At 66.7% G+C, this 16653-nt stretch carries 17 protein-coding genes and 1 tRNA gene; 11 read left to right on the top strand and 7 right to left on the bottom strand.

The window, feature by feature from the left end; translation table 11 throughout:
• The 3 genes from TFC3_RS29770 to TFC3_RS38620 form a co-directional block, all read left to right on the top strand.
• Positions 1-580 (top strand): hypothetical protein (locus TFC3_RS29770; RefSeq protein WP_236718519.1); only part of this gene is annotated, 580 nt, incomplete at its 5' end.
• Positions 581-649: 69 nt separating this feature from the next.
• Positions 650-723: transfer RNA gene (locus TFC3_RS29765), tRNA-Ala, on the top strand.
• A gap of 802 nt (positions 724-1525) precedes the next feature.
• Complete coding sequence (locus TFC3_RS38620; protein ID WP_173745414.1) at positions 1526-1699, top strand: hypothetical protein; 174 nt, start codon at positions 1526-1528, stop codon at positions 1697-1699.
• Positions 1700-1801: 102 nt separating this feature from the next.
• Here TFC3_RS38620 and TFC3_RS29760 read toward each other — a convergent pair whose 3' ends face one another.
• The 5 genes from TFC3_RS29760 to TFC3_RS29745 all read right to left on the bottom strand — a co-directional run bounded on the left by TFC3_RS29760 (position 1802) and on the right by TFC3_RS29745 (position 6685).
• Positions 1802-3049: a site-specific integrase gene (locus TFC3_RS29760; RefSeq protein ID WP_082772603.1), complete on the bottom strand. Its 1248-nt coding sequence runs from the start codon at positions 3047-3049 to the stop codon at positions 1802-1804.
• Positions 3049-3273, bottom strand: a complete 225-nt coding sequence (locus TFC3_RS29755; protein ID WP_082772602.1) for a helix-turn-helix domain-containing protein — start codon at positions 3271-3273, stop codon at positions 3049-3051. Before TFC3_RS29755 ends, TFC3_RS29760 begins: the two co-directional genes overlap by 1 nt.
• A gap of 285 nt (positions 3274-3558) precedes the next feature.
• Positions 3559-3723, bottom strand: a complete 165-nt coding sequence (locus TFC3_RS38290) for a hypothetical protein (RefSeq protein WP_161952702.1) — start codon at positions 3721-3723, stop codon at positions 3559-3561.
• Positions 3720-3962 (bottom strand): hypothetical protein, encoded by a 243-nt coding sequence (locus TFC3_RS29750; protein ID WP_067508673.1) that lies wholly within the window; start codon positions 3960-3962, stop codon positions 3720-3722. The genes TFC3_RS38290 and TFC3_RS29750 overlap by 4 nt, the downstream gene beginning before the upstream one ends.
• A gap of 1433 nt (positions 3963-5395) precedes the next feature.
• Positions 5396-6685 carry a sigma factor-like helix-turn-helix DNA-binding protein gene (locus TFC3_RS29745; RefSeq protein WP_067508671.1) on the bottom strand — a complete coding sequence of 430 codons (1290 nt, stop codon included), beginning with the start codon at positions 6683-6685 and terminating at the stop codon, positions 5396-5398.
• Between the two features lie 151 nt (positions 6686-6836).
• Here TFC3_RS29745 and TFC3_RS37485 point away from each other — a divergent pair, with 151 nt between their 5' ends.
• From TFC3_RS37485 to TFC3_RS39750, 3 genes are all read left to right on the top strand, one after another.
• Positions 6837-7037, top strand: a complete 201-nt coding sequence (locus tag TFC3_RS37485; RefSeq protein ID WP_153040538.1) for a hypothetical protein — start codon at positions 6837-6839, stop codon at positions 7035-7037.
• A 91-nt stretch (positions 7038-7128) separates the two neighbouring features.
• Entirely contained in the window at positions 7129-7893 is a 765-nt protein-coding gene (locus tag TFC3_RS29740; RefSeq protein WP_201787286.1) for a helix-turn-helix transcriptional regulator, read from the top strand.
• A gap of 534 nt (positions 7894-8427) precedes the next feature.
• Positions 8428-10278 carry an RICIN domain-containing protein gene (locus TFC3_RS39750; protein ID WP_153040537.1) on the top strand — a complete coding sequence of 617 codons (1851 nt, stop codon included), beginning with the start codon at positions 8428-8430 and terminating at the stop codon, positions 10276-10278.
• Positions 10279-10399: 121 nt separating this feature from the next.
• Here the strand turns inward: TFC3_RS39750 and TFC3_RS29730 are convergent, their stop codons facing one another.
• Positions 10400-10789 carry a VOC family protein gene (locus TFC3_RS29730; protein WP_067508665.1) on the bottom strand — a complete coding sequence of 130 codons (390 nt, stop codon included), beginning with the start codon at positions 10787-10789 and terminating at the stop codon, positions 10400-10402.
• Positions 10790-10889: 100 nt separating this feature from the next.
• Between TFC3_RS29730 and TFC3_RS29725 the strand changes: the two genes are divergently transcribed.
• The 4 genes from TFC3_RS29725 (at position 10890) to TFC3_RS29710 (ending at position 13899) form a co-directional block, all read left to right on the top strand.
• Entirely contained in the window at positions 10890-11327 is a 438-nt protein-coding gene (locus tag TFC3_RS29725) for a response regulator transcription factor (protein ID WP_236718517.1), read from the top strand.
• Positions 11328-11392: 65 nt separating this feature from the next.
• The gene (locus TFC3_RS29720; protein ID WP_067508663.1) at positions 11393-12154 is read left to right on the top strand and encodes a phosphodiesterase; all 762 of its coding nucleotides are present in this window, start codon (positions 11393-11395) and stop codon (positions 12152-12154) included.
• Positions 12155-12241: 87 nt separating this feature from the next.
• A complete protein-coding gene (locus tag TFC3_RS29715) occupies positions 12242-12607 on the top strand; it encodes a VOC family protein (RefSeq protein WP_067508661.1) in 366 nt (121 codons plus the stop codon).
• A 68-nt stretch (positions 12608-12675) separates the two neighbouring features.
• Positions 12676-13899 (top strand): GAF domain-containing protein, encoded by a 1224-nt coding sequence (locus TFC3_RS29710; protein WP_067509837.1) that lies wholly within the window; start codon positions 12676-12678, stop codon positions 13897-13899.
• 65 nt (positions 13900-13964) lie between these two features.
• Here TFC3_RS29710 and TFC3_RS29705 read toward each other — a convergent pair whose 3' ends face one another.
• On the bottom strand, positions 13965-16289 hold the full coding sequence (locus TFC3_RS29705; protein ID WP_236718605.1) for a bifunctional polysaccharide deacetylase/glycosyltransferase family 2 protein: 2325 nt from the start codon (positions 16287-16289) through the stop codon (positions 13965-13967).
• Positions 16290-16418: 129 nt separating this feature from the next.
• Here TFC3_RS29705 and TFC3_RS39745 point away from each other — a divergent pair.
• The coding region (locus TFC3_RS39745) for a hypothetical protein (protein ID WP_236718516.1) at positions 16419-16653 on the top strand (235 nt) is incomplete at its 3' end.

The raw sequence follows: 16653 nt of genomic DNA, 5'->3' as shown, positions 1-16653 counted from the left end.
GTCGCGGACCCTAACGGGTGAACCTGCGAGCCCCACGCCCGACCCCGCCACGGAAACCCCACCCGCGCGCCGCCTGCAAGTGGTCACGTCCCGCCGGCCCGTCCGCCGCCGCCCCCTGCGCCGGCACACCCCCGCCGTGGTCCGCCGCCGCCGGGTATTCGCCGCGCTGCTGCTGCTCAACGTGATCGAGCTGGTCGGTGTGCTCGCGGTGAGCCCCGGCTTCTGGATCAGCTTCGGGGTGACTGCTGGCCTGCTCGGCGCCTACCTCGTCCACCTCCGCAACCGCGCCATCGCGGATAAGAAGCGCCAGCGCTTCGAGGCGCGGGAAGCGGCCTGGCTCGCTGCCCGCCAGGCCGAGGTGCGGCGCTCGCAAGCCCGGCGCGCCGCTGCCCGGCGTGAGGCTCAACGCCGGCTAGCCGCCCAAAAAGAAGCTGTCCGCCGTACGGCCATGGGGTTGGACCGGGATCCGTCCGAGTTGCCCATTGCAGTTAACGGGGCTTCGGTGTCCTACCGCAGGGCCGGAGGGTTGCGCGGGCGAGCGTACGAGGCCGGAGGAAGGGGAAGTGCCTACCCGGCGTAAACCCTGGGAGGGGCGGTTCGCGGTACCGGTGAGGGACCTGTTAATCTTTTCTCGGTCCTACGGGACTGGGGGGCTGTGGCGCAGTCTGGTAGCGCACCTCGTTCGCATCGAGGGGGTCTGGGGTTCAAATCCCCACAGCTCCACCCTTCAACGTCTTGACCTGCAGAAACGCAGGATCAAGATTGTTGGGCACAGTGTGAGCACATGATAGGGGCGACCTGCCTCTGTGCTGCTCAGATTCTCGGGTAGTCGTGAACCCCGGAGCCAATGGCGTTTCTTCGCAATTCTTCTTGGGCCACCAGTGGATTTTCAGTGTCCCGGGCTGGGTTGTTCGCAGGTCTGCGGACCCGTAGCGCCCTATTGGATCCGCTGCGGACGCTCTAGGAGCAGAGTGGCGTAGTTGCGGCGCACGGGCGAAATGCGCGCCCTCAGGTGGGCCGTCCTGCTCCCTGACGACGTCTGGTTATCTGGTCTTCATGAGCGGAGTGTCTTAGATCACAAATTGATCGATGTGATGGTGTTGATCGACGGCAGCCCATGGATCCCTCTCGTTACCCACAGAGTCATCCACAGTAGGACGAGCTACACGAGAAGAAATCGAGGGTAAGAATCGTGACAAACACGGACATCGAACACGTGCTCGGAAAGAGCTTCACGTTACCTGTGGATAACCCGTCACAGTTGTCCACATCTAGTGACTAGGTCCCACCGGCACCCCCCACATGTAGTAACCGGCGTGTCGTCTGGAACGCGGCGCGGCGTACTTGTGGAAGACCGTGTGCTTGTCTAGCGTCTTCCTAGACGCGAAAAACCCGACGAGTGTCGGGTCTTGAGCACTCGCCGGGTCCGCTACCTAGGAAGTTCGGACTCTAGCAGGGCCGCCCTCTCTGAGTGAAGAGAGTGCCCCTGACGAGTGCTCCGCGTTCGGATGAATGAGGAGTAGTCGTGGCAAAGTCAAGCGCTACCAACCCGGGAAAGCCCGCTCCCGCCTCGGGGCAGTACCGGCCCACCAAGGGCGGCTCTGAGACGACCATCTCGAAGGGTCGCACTCTTCCGCCGACGCCGAAGGGCGGCTCCTGGAAGCTGGTTGACCCGTCGAAGAACAAGAGTGGCAAGTAAGTTCCCGCTCAGCTTCACCACGCGGCCCGCATCGACTGGTGCGGGCCGCGTCCCGTTTGTGAGGCTGTTTGGCCATCTGGATGAAGATTTCTTGAGACCAATTCAGGTCTGGAATTGACCTTTCCGGAGCTGCGCCGTTGCCGCGAGCAGGCCCGTTCCCACGATGTTGCGCAGCCGCTCTTTCTTCGGCCACCAATGCACGTAGGTCTCCAGGGTGATCCGGAGGCTGGAGTGCCGCAGCGCGTTCTGCACGTCTGTCGGGTCGACGTTCGCCGTGATCAGTGCGGTCGCGAAGTAGTGCCGGAGCGAGTGGAACGTACCTGCCTGCGGCCAGCCGGCTGCGGCTCGCCACTGCGCCCAGAGCTTCGACCACGCCTGGTCATGGATCGGCCGGCCGAACTCGTCGGTGAACAGCAGCTCGACCAGGCGCCGTGTGGCGGGTTTGCCCGGGTCCGGGGTGCCCCGCGTGATGTCCGGCAGCTCCACGGCCGCCGGTGGGAACCGGAGGACGTGCTCCGTGATCGCCGCTGCGACCGCGTCGTCGAGGTCGATGTCGCCGACTGAGCCGGACTTGGGCGGGGCGAGGTAGAAGCCGCCGTACGCCTGCTTGTGGAAGCGGAGCTGCTGGACGACGTGGACCTCATGTTCGGCGGGGTCGATGCAACGTGCGCCGTTCTCGGCCCCGAGCACCTCGCCGATCCGCATGCCCTCGCCCGCGCCGAGCCAGACCGCGGCCTTGTACTGGGGCGGCACGACGGCGAACAGGGCGGCCGTCTGGTCGGTGGTCGGCACCCACTTCGGCACCCGGGTGAATCCTCGCAGGATCGCCGAGAGCCGGACCGCTTTGCAGGGGTTGTCGGGGATGACCTTGTCGACGACGGCGGCGTTCATGATCACGTTGAGGACGTCGAAGTAGGTCTTCAGGGACGACTGAGCGACCTCGGCGATGATCAGCTTGGTGATCCACTCTAGGACGTCCGTCACGTTGATTCCGCGCATGGCTCGGTTGCCGAAGTACGGGTAGTGGTGGTGTCGCAGCCGGGAGTCCAGATGCCGCTGGTAATCGAGCGCTTGGCTCACCTTCCGCGAGTGCCGCCAGCGCTCGGCGTACTCGCGGAAGGTGATGTGCCGCTCGGACTGGGCCAGCTTCGTCTCGGGTGCGGAACCGGTCCGGGCGCTAAGGTCGAACGCCTCCGCATCCGTCTTGCGCTCGAACAGCCGCTCTCGGCCCTCGCCGGCCGCATCGACGTACCTGACCCGCCACCGCTTTCCACGGCCGTGCCGCTGGGTGGGCAGCCGCTCGTTGTCCGGGCCGCGCTTCGTCCGATACCAGAGATCGTCGACGGTCATCAGGCCGCCTGATCCGTGACCCAGGCCCGGACCGCGGCCGGGTCGTAGCGGAGGTGCTTTCCGATCTTGGCTGCGGGCGGTCCCTTCCGGCGGTGCCGCCACTGGTAGAGAGTGCCGGTCGGAACGCGGAGGAACGCAGCGGTGTCCTCGATGGTCCAGAGCTCTTTCGGTATTATCAAATCGATATTGCTGGTGTCCGAAGCGGTCGCCGACTTGGTCCGCATGGGGTCTTGCCTCCAAATGCTGGGAATGAGCCTTCGTTACAGGACGTGACTTCACGCAAGATCGCGTGGGATTTCACGGAGGGACTTCACGCCTCGCGCGCACGCGCACGCATAGACCGGGTTTTCAGCACTTCACGTGATCTTGCGTGAATTCCGTGAAGTGCGCTCTCGCGTCGTTACGCAAAGTGACGCGAGGGCGCTGGCGGGGGATGGGCCTGGCCCAGACGACGCGGCGGGCCGGAGAAATTCGATCGTGCCGAGCGTGAAGGTCGGCAGGGCTCCGGGTCAGGCGGTGCGGCGGCGGTGGTGGTGCCCGATCTCGGCCCGCAGTTCGGGTGTCAGCTCGGCGGGTTCGGCGCGGGTGAAGGCGGCCACGACGTCGGCCGCGGTCGCCTCGGGCAGGGTGTCGGCCGCGTTGGTGGCGGGGGTGAGGTTGACGACGTTGGTCATCGATGGCCCTTCGGGTCGGCCGGCTCGGTGGGGGCGTGCCGGGTGTGGTCGGTCTGGCGGAAGCGTTCGATCTCGGCGCGGTCGGGCGGGGCCAGCTCAGCGAGTTCGGCGGCGGTCATGGCTCGGGCGGTGTCGGCGAAGTCGAGGACGGTCGGGGTGTCGTCGGGGAGGGTGTCGGGGTAGGTGTGCTCGGTCGACCAGGGGAAGCCGGGCGTGGTGTGCTGGGTCGGTTTTTGCACTGCATTCCTCCAATTAGGACAGAACGGATTGTGTTGCACCGCAATAGGTTGCGGATGGTGCTCGACCGGTCAGGCAGTCCGTGGCGGCCCGCTGAAAGCCGCGTAGAACCAAAATCTGCCTTAGCCGGTGCGTCGTGGTGCGGAGCTGTCGATCCGGTGCGCTCCGTCGGTCTCTGTGGTCGCCGATCTCGTCGGATGCACCGCGAGAGCCGGGCTCTACCCCCTGCCCGGGGGGGTCAAGCCGTACAAGCCGTACCGCAGCCCTGTTTTCGCAGCTCAGCCCGGGTGCGGCTTGAAAAGGCCCGGTACGGCTTAGCCGTACCGAAAGATCCACTAGTACGGCTGATGAGGCCGTGTGACGGCTTGATCAAGCTTCTGAGCTGGGAAAACGCCTGGCGTACGGCTTGGTACGGCTTGTGGGCGCCTGGCGCGGGCCGGTACGGCTTGGTGTTTTGCTGGGAGCCGTACCAAGCCGTACAAGCCGTACCGGATCTACGTTTTGCCTGCTCAGCCCGTGTACGGCTTTCGTGCCCCCGGTACGGCTTAGCCGTACCGAAAGATCCACACGTACGGCTTGCGGCCGGCGCGGTACGGCTTAGCCGTACCGAGCCCCTTCAAGCCGTACCGGGGCTGAGCTGCGAAAACAGGGCTGCGGTACGGCTTGTACGGCTTGACCTCCTCCGGAGAGGGCCGTACCGCGTCGGCTGGCGCCGCCAAAGCTGTCGAGCGTGGCCGCGTGCGACGCATCGAGCCGAGCTGGGCGCGACGCGTCGTGTCCCGCCACGGTGCCGGTGCGGGGAAGGGACGCCCGGTGCGGCCGGGACTCGGGTCCGGGTTAGAGCTGAGATGAGCCCGCCCCCGACATCGTGGGCCGAGCTGAGGGGCGGGGCGGCGGGGGCATCTCAACATGAGCCTGTTTTCACCGGTCCGGTGAGGTCCGCTCCACCAGCTCGATACGGGGCTGAGAACCGAGATGCCCCCGCCGCCCGATCCGGACCTCAGCCACCCGGCGCGGCGCGCGGCTCATCTCAATCGAGGCCGAGTCGTGGCCAGCGCAACGGCGGCTCGATGCGCTACGAACGACGGCGCTTGCGCCAGAAAATGAGTCCGCCGAAGGCGGGCCTATCATGGTCTAACCGCGACACCAGGCGCGTAGCCTAGCCATCATCCCCACCGATTTCCGGTCGGCGCTACGAGCGTCAGAGGCGGAAGTTTCCGTTGCGCCATCACGGAAACTTCCGCCTCATGGGTCTCCGGGTTCCGGGTGGGGCGGAAACCCCGGGGTCGATCATTTCCGGTCGCGTCGAGACGCTTTCCGCCCCACGTCTACACGCGTCTCGACGCGTCATGGTGGTGCCCTGTGGAGTTGTCAAGGAACACGGCGCGCAAAGGGGAACGTGGTCAGGCCGGACGGGCGGCAGGTGCCCTATCGCTCAGGCGGCCCGGGGGCGAACACCGCGGCCGGTGACGTCGAGACCGGTGTCGGCGGCCACGTCCAGGCCGACGCGCGCGAACTTCTCCCGTGCCCGCCCCCAGGACGACACGACGGTCTTGCGGTTCATACCGAGCTGCTGGGCGACCTCGGTCGCGCGCAGGCCCTCGATGCGCAGGAGCGCCACCTCACGCTGACCGGTCGGGAGCTGCTCAGCCGCCGCGACCAGTTGTGCCCGCCGGGCCTCGGTGCGCTGCCGCGCAGCCTGCATGTCGACAACCCCGGACGTGGCCGGTTCCAGCATCCGGCGCCGCATCAGCTCCCGCGCGGAGTCAAGCCGCCCATGCACAGTGCTCACCGGCAGCCCGGTCCGCGCCGCGATCTCTGGACGGCTGACCCCCTGCAACCGCAGCGTCATCACCTCACACAGCGGCTTCGGCAACGTCCGAGCCGCGTCGGCAAGCTGCCCGGCGGTGGCGTCGGCCAGCGGATCGGCCAGCATCCGCCGCAGCCGCATCGTCGCGAGGGTCCAGTTCTTGCGGACCTGCTCCGTGCTCAGCCCGGTCCTGTCCGCGACCTGAGCGGCATCCATGCCCTCAGCCTGCAAACGCAGGCACCAGCGCTGCTTGTGGGACAGCGCCGCCATCCCCTCAGTCAGTCGAGCCAGCAGGTCACGACGCTCCTCGGAGAGCTGCGCAGCCTCGGCCGGCGTAGCGACCGGCGTACCTACCTCGAACACCCAGTCCTCACGTGCCGGGACCTCCCGCCAGCGGGCCGCGAATGCCCGCCGGACCTCGGCCTTCAGCGTGCCGAACAGCCAGCGCCGTAAATCGTCTTCCGTGCGGACCCGCTGGCCCCACGAACCGACCGTTGCAACGCACCGCTCCCAGGTCGCTGAGATCGCCTCATCGGCCACCGGGGCGTTGTTCTCGGCCCGTCGCAACGCGGCCCGCTGCAACTGCGCGTCGAACCGGCGAAACAGCGGGTCCAACGCGTCCAGATGCCCGGCAACCGCCAGCTCGACCAACGCCGTCGATGACAAGTCCTGCCAGCGGCGCACCGTCGCCGCAGACGGCGGCACCCGCTCCCCAAAAGCGGCTACCGCCTCCACCAGTGCCGGAACGTCGTGGGTCAGGTCGTCGGCCCACCGCTGCCAATCGACCGCGTCCGGAACCGGCTCCAACTCCGCCTCAATCGCCGCCAGCTCCACCGCCGACGGCCCCCCGGCCGAAGGCCAGTCCGCACCACGTGATTCCGCATCCGCCGGAAGCGGGATACCCTTGACCTGCATCTTCGTACTCCATTCAGCGATGGGACGGAAGTGCTGGCCTCGGCGGGGGTGGAGCCCTGTCGAGGCCGTTTGTTGCACATAGGCTAACCGGCTAGCGGCTAGCTGTCCAGCCGTAGTGCGGCTAGCTGTCTACCTTGTAGACTTCTGGGTTATGGCGACCCTCGAAGATCTCCAGAAATCAGGCGCCCGTGTGCGGGCCGCCGAGCAGGAGCTGGAAGTGGCGCGCGGTGCCCGAGACGATCTAATCCGGGACGTTCGCCTGTCGACCAAGCACACGGTGCCGGCAATCGCTGAGGCTGCCGGCGTCTCGCTCGCTACGGTCAAGACCGTCATCCGTGGTCTTCGTCAATAACGGCAGGCCGGTTGTCTTTCGTTGAGGTGCAGTGCTTTCAATGTCGTCATACATCTATTAGCGCTGTTCGGGGCGCGGATGACGACGACATATGGGGCGTCAGGCCGACGAAAGCATGGCGACATTCCAGCGACATGCGGCATATCGTGGTCGCATGTCGAAAAACCTCGCCCTCGTTGCGGCCCGCGTCGCGCGCAACCTCACGCAGGAGGAAGCGGCAGTGCTGGCCGAGGTGACCAAACGAACGTGGCAGCGCTGGGAGGATGCCGATCCGCCCCGGCCGCAACCGGCCCAAGTCCGCAGGCTGCAAAGCAGCCTGGGGCTGCCTGTCGAGCAGCTCGGCTTCCCGCCTGACAAGAACCGCATCGTCGTTGAGGATGGGCGCGGTGGGCACGACCTTGAGATCAGGTTCCCGCCGATCTCGACGGCCCCGGCGCGTCCGCCGGCCAGCGATTACGCAGGCATTTGGCTGTCCCGCTACGAGTACTTCTCGTCGTCGAGGGAAGAGACCTACGCCGGGCAGCATTTCGTGGTGCTCCAGCAGGATGGCAGCAGCGCCAGCGTCCGCAGCCTGCTCGGCTCGGCCTCATCCACGATGAGCATGGACCTGGCCATCGACGGTGTCGTCCTGACCGGAACGTGGGTCGAGGACACCGACAAGACCGGCTACTACCGCGGCAAGCGCTACGTCGGCGGTATCCAGCTGGTCGCCGACCCGAGCGGCGCCCGTCTGGCCGGCAAGTGGGTCGGTCACGGCAAGGACGGTGAGGTCAACACGGGACCTTGGCGGCTCGACTACCAGGCCGCAGCGACGAAGGCGACGATCGCGGAGTACGACCGGCCGCCGAACGACTGACAGGGTCTCCCTCGCCAGAGCGGCAGTTTCCAAGATCAACGGGCACAGCTCGGGCACAGCCCGGCGCGGAAAGCCATGGCAGCTACCGTCAGATGTCGAAAGATATCGCCAGCTTAGAGCGCCTATTCGATCAACATCGATGGCCCGGTGGGGCTCGGTGGTCTATGGGGTTCAAATCCCCACAGCTCCACCCTTCAAGGCTCTGATCGGCGTTAACGCCGACCGGAGCCTTTTTATTTGGCCGAGCGGGTTCTCAGCCCTCTCTGAACCACCGGCAAGCGCTGGTGACGGCTTGATCGGAGCCGATGGGCGTCCGGGGCGCCCCCGGCCGGAACCGCCGGTGGGGCTTGATGTCCGGCACGGGTTGGCCCAAGCCCTGTCCACTCTCCTTTTGTTACAGCATTTGTTTCACAATTCCAGCGGCAAGTGGTTCATTTCAGCGCCCTTGACAAGCGAGAAGAGCGAATGTGTCATGGAGATTAAGGAAAGCAACACCTTCTGTTACATTCTGTTTCATTCTTGGAAGGGATTCCTATGCGGAGTCTGTGCCTCGGCAACTTCCCCACCAACCGCGGTTCTGGTCGACGCTTGATGGCCATGTGCGCCGCGGGCGTCACCCTCGCGGCGTCAGCCGGATTCGTCGCTGCTACCGCGACTGCGTCCCTGGCGGCGACCACGGCCAATGTCTGGCTGACCACGCCCGACAAGAGCAACCTGCTCAAGCCACAGGCCGGCGTCTCATTCGGCACCGGCGGCAGCGGCAACGTCATCACGGTCAATCCCGGCACCACCTACCAGTCGATGGTTGGCTTCGGTGCTTCTTTCACCGACGCTGCCGCCTACAACGTCTTCAACTCCTCGCAGCGCACCAGCATCATGAACGCGCTGTTCAGCCCCGGTAGTGGCATCGGGCTGAGCTGGCTGCGCCAGCCGATCGGCGCCACCGACTTCTCGCGTTCCTTCTACACCTATGACGACGGAGCTGCCGACCCCAGCCTCTCCCGGTTCTCCATCGCGCACGACCAGAGCTACATCCTGCCGCTGATCACCCAGGCGCGGCAGCTCAACCCCAAGCTCTCCATCATGGCCACGCCATGGAGTGCGCCCGCCTGGATGAAGGACAACAACAACCTCATCGGCGGCTCGCTGCGCGACGCCAACATCGGGGTGTACGCCGATTACCTGGTCAAGTTCGTGCAGGCGTACCAGGCTGCCGGCGCCCCGATCGCCTACCTGAGTGTGCAGAACGAACCGCAGTTCTCACCGCCGGGTTACCCAGGGATGCTGATGTCGGCCACCCAGCAGACCGCCATCATCAACAACCTGGCGCCCAAGCTGGCCGCGGCCGGGCTGAGCACCAAGATTCTCGGCTGGGATCACAACTGGGACAACACCTCGTACGCCCAGCAGGTCAACAGCGGCGCGGGTGCCAACGTGGCAGGCTCGGCCTGGCACTGCTACGGCGGTGACCCCAGTGCGCAGTCCGTCGTGCACAACGCCCAGCCGAACAAGGACATCTTCTTCACCGAGTGCTCCGGCACCGAGTCCGCCAACACCTTCGCCGACTCGCTCTGGTGGCAGGGCCGCAACCTGGCGATCGGTGCGACCCGCAACTGGGCTCGAACCGTCACGACGTGGAACATGGCGCTGGACGCCAACCACGGCCCGGTGATCGGTAGCTGCACCAACTGCATGGGCGTGACCACGGTCAACGGCGGGAACGTGTCGTACAACGCCGAGTATTACGTGCTTGGACACCTCAGCAAGTTCGTTCAGCCGGGCGCGGTCCGCATCGACTCCACCGGGTACGGCCAGGGCGGCATCGAGAACGTGGCGTTCCGCAACCCCGATGGCACCATCGTGCTGGTGGCGATCAACACCGGTGGGACGCAGAACTTCCAGGTCTCGTACCAGGGTTCGTCGTTCGGGTATTCCCTGCCGGCCGGCGCGATGGCGACCTTCACCTGGAACGGCGCCGGAGGCACCACCCCGCCGCCCAGCGGCCGGACCGGCGCCATCACCGGCTACGGCGGCAAGTGCGTCGACGTGGCCGGAGGAAGTGCGGTCAACGGAACGGCCGTACAGCTCTACACCTGCAACGGCTCCGCTGCTCAACAATGGACGGTGGGCACGGACGGCACGCTGCGCGCCCTGGGCAAGTGCCTGGATGTCAAGGATGCCGGCACCGCCAATGGCACTCGGTTGCAGATCTGGGACTGTGCCGCCGGTGCCAACCAGAAGTTCACGGCAACCGGGGGTCAGCTGGTCGCTCAGAACTCGGGTAGGTGCGTGGACGCCGCCGGCCCCAGCTCGGCCGACGGCACACCGCTGCAGATCTGGGACTGCACCGGCGCGGCCAACCAGAAATGGGCACTGCCCGCCTGAAAGATACGCAAGGCGGCGCTCTGATCTTCGGCGCCAGCGGTGGGGGAGCGGCCTGACCAGCGGCTTCCCCACCGAACCAGGACCGGTCAGGCCAGCGGTCGGCGGTGGGGGCCTGCGAAGTTCATGGCTTGGTGTCCACGTAGAGGCAGAAGGGGTGGCCGGCGGGGTCGAGCATTACTCGTACCGTGTCCTGGGGTTGGATTTCCGCTTGGGTTGCCCCGGCCTTCGTTGCTGCTTGGACTGCTGTTTCCAGGTCGGGGACCTCGATGTCCAGGTGCATCTGCATCTGCTGCTTGTGGGACTTGTTGGGCCAGGTTGGCTGCTCGTAGTCCGGCGAGCGTTGGAAGGCCAGGTACTCCACGTGGTCACCCAGCGGGGCGACCGCCACGAAGTCCGGTTCGTCCTTGACTATTTTCCAGTCCATCAGGTCCGCGTAGAACTCGGCCAGGGCGCGGGGGTCGGGAGTCTCGAGCACTACGCCCCAGAAGTGCGATGAGTTTCGTCCCAGCATCCGTGCAGTCTGCCCCGGTGCGTCGCGGGATGCAGCAGGGGCGCGCGGCTGTTGTCTCGATCGATATGTTGGGGCTGCCGGCTGCTCCCCTGATGCAACCGTGATCTCGCTGGAGGATCGAGGTTGCCCGCCGATGTTCGCGCCCATGAACGAAAAATTGATTCTGGTGGCCGAGGACGACGCCGACCTGCGGGACATGCTGGCCTACGCGCTGGAGCGGGCCGGTTTCACGGCTGTCGGCGCCAAGGACGGCAACACCGCCGCTCGGATTCTGCAGGTGGCCCGGCCGGTCGGCATTGTGACTGACGTGCGCATGCCCGCGCTGAACGGCATGGAGTTGTGCCAGTTGGTCCGGCGCAGTCCGCAGGTCAGCAACGCGGCCGTGCTGATGGTGTCGGCCAACGCCCACATGCATGACATCACTGCCGGGCTGGACTGCGGTGCCGATGGCTATCTGCCCAAGCCGTTGTCGCCGCGGCGGCTCGTCAGTGAGCTACAGCAGGTTATCGAGCGGCGCAAACTGGTGGGACTGTCTTGATGTTGTCGTTGTAGTGGTTACGACCGTTTGGTTGTTTCGGCTCTGCTACGTCAGATCATGACGGAATGACGTCCTTCATCGCTCAGCTCAGCGACTCGCACCTGACCACCGGGCCGTTGGGTGGCGGTCCCGCCGCCGGGCTCCAGCTTGCCCTCGCCCGGGTGATGGCTCTCGACCCGCGGCCGGACTGTGTCGTGGTCACCGGCGACCTCACCGACCACGGCCTCGAGGAGGAGTACACCGCCCTTCAGGAGGTCATCGGCGAATTCCCGCTGCCCCTGCATCTGACCACCGGCAACCACGACGACCGCGACGCCATGGTGAAGGCGTTCGGCGGGAACCCGTACTACTCCGTCGACTATCCCGGTTTTACCGTGGTCGCCTTGGACTCCTTGATCCCCGGCTCGCCCGCCGGCCGGCTCGGTAGCGAGCAACTGGAGTGGCTCGACCGGACCCTGGGGGCGCGCCCCGAGGTGCCCGCGCTCATCGGTCTGCACCATCCGCCCGTACCCATCGGCATTCCGTTCCTCGACGGGATGCGGCTGCTGGACGGCGAGGAGCTGCGCGAAGTCGTCTCCGGGCACGGCAACGTCGCGCGGATCATGGCCGGGCATGTGCACCGGCCCATCACCGCGGGCTTCGCGGGCACGATCGTGACGGTGGCTCCCAGCACCTGGCGTCAGGCCGGTCTCCTGCTCAGCTCGGACGCCCCACCCGGGTACGTAGCCGAGCCCACCGGCTTCCTCCTGCACCTCGTGGACGGCTTCGATTGCGTGACCCACACCGTGCAGGTCAGTCACGCCGCAGCTCTGCTCGGCGCATACTGAGCACCGCTTGGCGCTCCGATCATGCTCCGGGCGCCTCTCCGCTATACGGTCGATGTTCGACGCGGATGACGCGGGAAGGGGAAGCCGATGATCGACCATGTCGTTGTCGGGGTGCACCACCTTGATGACAGCCGGCACTTCTACGAGAACGCGCTGCGTCCGCTGGGCCTCAAGGTGGTCGCCGAAAAACCCGAGCTGGTCGCCTTCGGTGACGACAGCGGGCGCCCGTGTTTCTGGCTGGCGCTGCGTGAGCCCACCCACCGGGTGCACCTCGCGTTCACCGCGCCCGACCGCGCAGCGGTGGATGCGTTCCACGCTGCCGCTCTGCACGCCGGTGGGGTGGACAACGGGCCGCCGGGTCTGCGTACGCACTACCACGAGAACTACTATGCGGCTTTTGTCTTCGACGCGGACGGGAACAACATCGAGGCGGTCAGTCACCGGCCGGTCTGAAAAGATGGATTTGTGAGGCCGGCAACTTCTGGGTGGTATCTCTGGAGTCAGTCCCGGAGGTGACCGCCATGCAAGCACCCCTGCCTGCGAACGAAATCGACCGGCTAGCCGCGCTCTATGAACTCGGCATCCTCGACTCGGAACCGGAAAAGGACTTCGACGACATCGTCTCGCTTGCGTCCGGCGTGTGCGGCGTACCGATGTCGCTGGTCAGCCTGGTCGACGCCGACCGGCAGTGGTTCAAGGCGCGGATCGGCACGGATCTGACCGAGACGTCGCGGGACATGTCGTTCTGCGCGCATGCGATGCTCGGCAAGGACCTGATGGTGGTGCCCGACGCCACCAAGGACGCCCGCTTCTCGGACAATCCGCTGGTCGGCGAGGCCGGCGGCGTCCGGTTCTACGCCGGTGCCCCGCTGATCACGACCGATGGGTTCCCGCTGGGTGCGCTGTGCGTGGTCGACTCTGCACCCCGCCAGCTACGCATCGAGCAGTTGCAGGCGCTGCGCGCGCTGGCCCGCCAGGTCACCTCGCAGATCGAGTTGCGCCGCTACGCCGTGGCGCTGGCCAACACGACCGCCCGCCTGCAGGAGTTCGAACGCCGCAAGGACGATCTGGCCGATCTGGTGGGCGGCAAGCTGCGCGCGCCGCTGCGGCTGGTGCACACCTACCTGCAAGATCTGGGGCATACGGGTACGCACAATGCGGAGCTGGCCGACCTCGTCGGGCGAGCCACCGCCGCGCACGTGCGTGAGTTCACCGATCTGCTGGAGCATCTGACCTCGATGGCCGAATCGGGCCAGGGTTCGGAAAGCTTGCACATGCGCCAGATCGACTTGACGCGGCTCACCCAGCGCGCGGTCGAGGCGGTGCGGCCGATCGCGGCGACCAAGCAGATCTGGATCCTCAACCAAGCCGGCGGGCCGTCGCTGCCGATCATCGCTGATCCCGTACGGCTGGAGCAGGTCATCATGCACTTGCTCTTCGCCGCCGTGAAATACACGCCCACCGGCGGCCGGGTGCGCGTGGGCACCGAGGTCGAATCCGGCCCCGCCGTGCGGCTGGACGACATGGATCTGCCCGGCGGCACCCGCCCCGACCTGTTCCCGCACCTGTACTACGGTGCCATCGCGAACCCGTCCGCGGTGCCCGGCCCCGACCGTGGCCTGGCCGTGGCGAAGCGGATCCTCGACGCCCACCATGCCACGGTGGCGCTGTCCGACCGGCCCGGGGACGGCACCTCGCTGCACGTCGTGTTCCCGTTCGCCGAGCGCGAGCTCGTGGACGCCTAGGACACGCCCTCAAACGGAAGATGCCCGCCCCGCTCGGCTGCAGATCGAGCGGGGCGGGCTGGTTCTCATCCGCGCGTACGGATCGAACCGGAACCGCCGCCCGGGGGCGAGCCAGCCGACGGTAGGTCCTCGGGCCGCATGACCTGGGTCTGCATCGGCACCACGGGCCGGGCGGTTGCTCGTCCCGCCGCCGGATGCCCAGCCACCGGCTTCTGCTCCAGGCTCGGCGGCCAGGTGTCCACGGCCGGCGCGACATTCTGCTGCGGCAGGGTCAACGGACGCTGCACCGGCGGCACCGACGACGCCCCGGTCAGCCCGGCGCGGTGCAGCTTGTGCCAGCGCAACCGGCCCCCGGTCAACGCGGTCACCGCCGACTGCATCAACACCAGATACATGAGCTGCCGGTACGCGAACTGCTGCAACGGCAGCCGCCACAGCGGAACCATGGATTCCCGGTCGAAGCGGAACGCTACCGCCGCGGTGAACAGTTGCAGGGCCAGCATCAGCAGCCATGCGGTGACGGTTTCCTTCAGCTCCCAGAACACCAGGCCGTACACCAGCATGATGTCCACGACCGGGGCCAGCAACGGCAGGGCCAACCCGAACAGCGCGAGGAAGGGCAGGCCGACGCGCCCGAAGCGACCCGAGGCACCCGAGTCGGTCAGGGCCCGGCGGTGCTTCCACATCGCCTGCATGGTGCCGTAGCTCCAGCGGTAGCGCTGACGGTAGAGCTGCTCCATGGTGGCCGGCGCTTCGGTCCAGGCCTTGGCGCGTTCCTCGTACACGACCCGCCAGCCGTCGCGCAGCATCGCCATGGTGACGTCGGTGTCCTCGGCCAGTGTCTCGTCGCTGATCCCGCCGACCCGGTCCAGCGCCTCCCGCCGGAACGCCCCGATCGCGCCGGGCACCGTCGGCATGCAGTTGAGCACCTCGTACAGCCGCCGGTCGAGGTTGAAGCCGATCACGTACTCGATGTGCTGCCACCCGGCGACCAGGTTGTTGCGGTTGCCGACCTTGACGTTGCCGGCCACCGCGCCCACCCTCGGGTCGGCGAACGGCTGCACCAGCATGCGGATCGAGTCGCGTTCGAAGATGGTGTCGCCGTCCACTGTGACGATGATGTTGCTGCGGGCCAGCGCGACGCCGGTGTTGAGCGCGTTGGCCTTGCCGCCGTTGGGCACCCGCACGACCCGCACGTTGGGCAGGTGCATGCGCTCGACCAGGGCCGCCGTTCCGTCGGTCGAGCCGTCGTCGACGACCACCACCTCGATGTGCGGATAGTCGCCGCCGGCCAGGGAACGTACCGCTGCTTCGATGCCTTCTTTTTCGTTGTAAGCCGGCACGATGACCGATACCGATTCGGTGACCGGCGGACCCCAGCTGAACGTCTTCTTGCGCCGCTGCCGGGCATGCTTGGTCGCGAGCAGCAGCAACAATCCGGTACGGCCAACGGTCAGCAGCCCCACCACCAGGAACAGCCCCGCGATGATCCACACCAGCGCGTCGGCCAGCCGGACGGTCCAGATCAGCGCCGACCCCCGCCAGCGATCGGTGGGCTCCGCGGCCGGGTTGACCGCCAGCAACGGCTGCTTCTGCTGCTGCTGGATGGCCAGGTTCATGCCCTCGGTCACCGTCGTAAAGCGATAACCCCGGGACTGCATCATCGGAATGTACGAACGCAGCGCCGCCACGGTCTGCGCCCGGTCCCCGCCCGAGTCGTGAAACAGCACCACCGCGCCGCTGTCTGCCTCGGGCGTCGCGTTGCGCAGGATCTCCGCGATGCCGGGCCGCTGCCAGTCCTCGCTGTCCTTGTCGTTCACCACCACCAGGTAGCCGTCCTTGCCGGCCGCCTTGACGATCTTCCAGTTGATGTCGTCAATGGCATTGGGCTTCGACGAGTACGGAAACCGGGCCAGATTGGTCCGCACGTTCGCCGCCCGCGCAATGGCAACCTGGGTCTGCGACAGCTCCAGGTTGCGCCGCCACGGGGCGATCCGCTGAAGGTTGGGGTGGGTGAAGGTGTGCAGCCCCACCTCGTTGCCGGCATCCGTGATGCTCTTGGTCAATTCCGGGTGCCGGGCCACCTCCGAGCCGACCACGAAAAAGGTGCCGTGTGCGCCGTACTCGTTCAAGACTTGAAGAACTTTCGGAGTCCACACCGGATCGGGCCCATCATCGAAGGTGAGCGCGATCGTCTTGGCGGGCAGCCGGCTGGAACTGGCCTGCCCCCCGGTCGTGTTGATGATCGGCCCGCCGTGGCGAATCGCGTCCGGCACGTGCGCCTGATCGCCAACCTCGGAATCCTTGTGGTCGGCGGTGAACTCGGAGTTGATGTACGCCTGCACCACCAGCACGCCAACGAACAACGCCAGCAGCAGCGTGCCCACCATCACCCGAGGCGCCGGCAAGATCCGACGGCGCGACCGGCTGCGGTTGCGATTGCGGGCGGCTGTCACGCGCTTACCTCGATTGCGGGTGCCTTTGTGCTGCTCCCGCTGCTTACTGTGGCCTCGATCTTGATGCCGTCCGCGCTGCCGCCTGAGCCTTCGCTGCTGCTTCCTTCGCTGCTGCTTCCTTCGCTGCTGTTGCTTCCGGTGCTGCTTCCGCTTCCGCTGCTGCTTGTTCCGCTTCCGCCGCTTGTGCCTGTGCCGCTTGTGCCGGTGCCGCCTCCGCTGCCTCCGGTGCCGCCGCCTGATCCGCCGGTGCCGCCGTTGTTGTCGGCGGGCGGGGCCGGAGGTGCGGGGTTGCTGGGGT

It is taken from the genome of Actinoplanes sp. TFC3, from assembly GCF_001553785.1.
Classification (GTDB): Bacteria; Actinomycetota; Actinomycetes; order Mycobacteriales; family Micromonosporaceae; genus Actinoplanes.
Note: the sequence above shows the minus strand (reverse complement) of the source record. Positions and strands in the feature narration are given on the sequence as shown.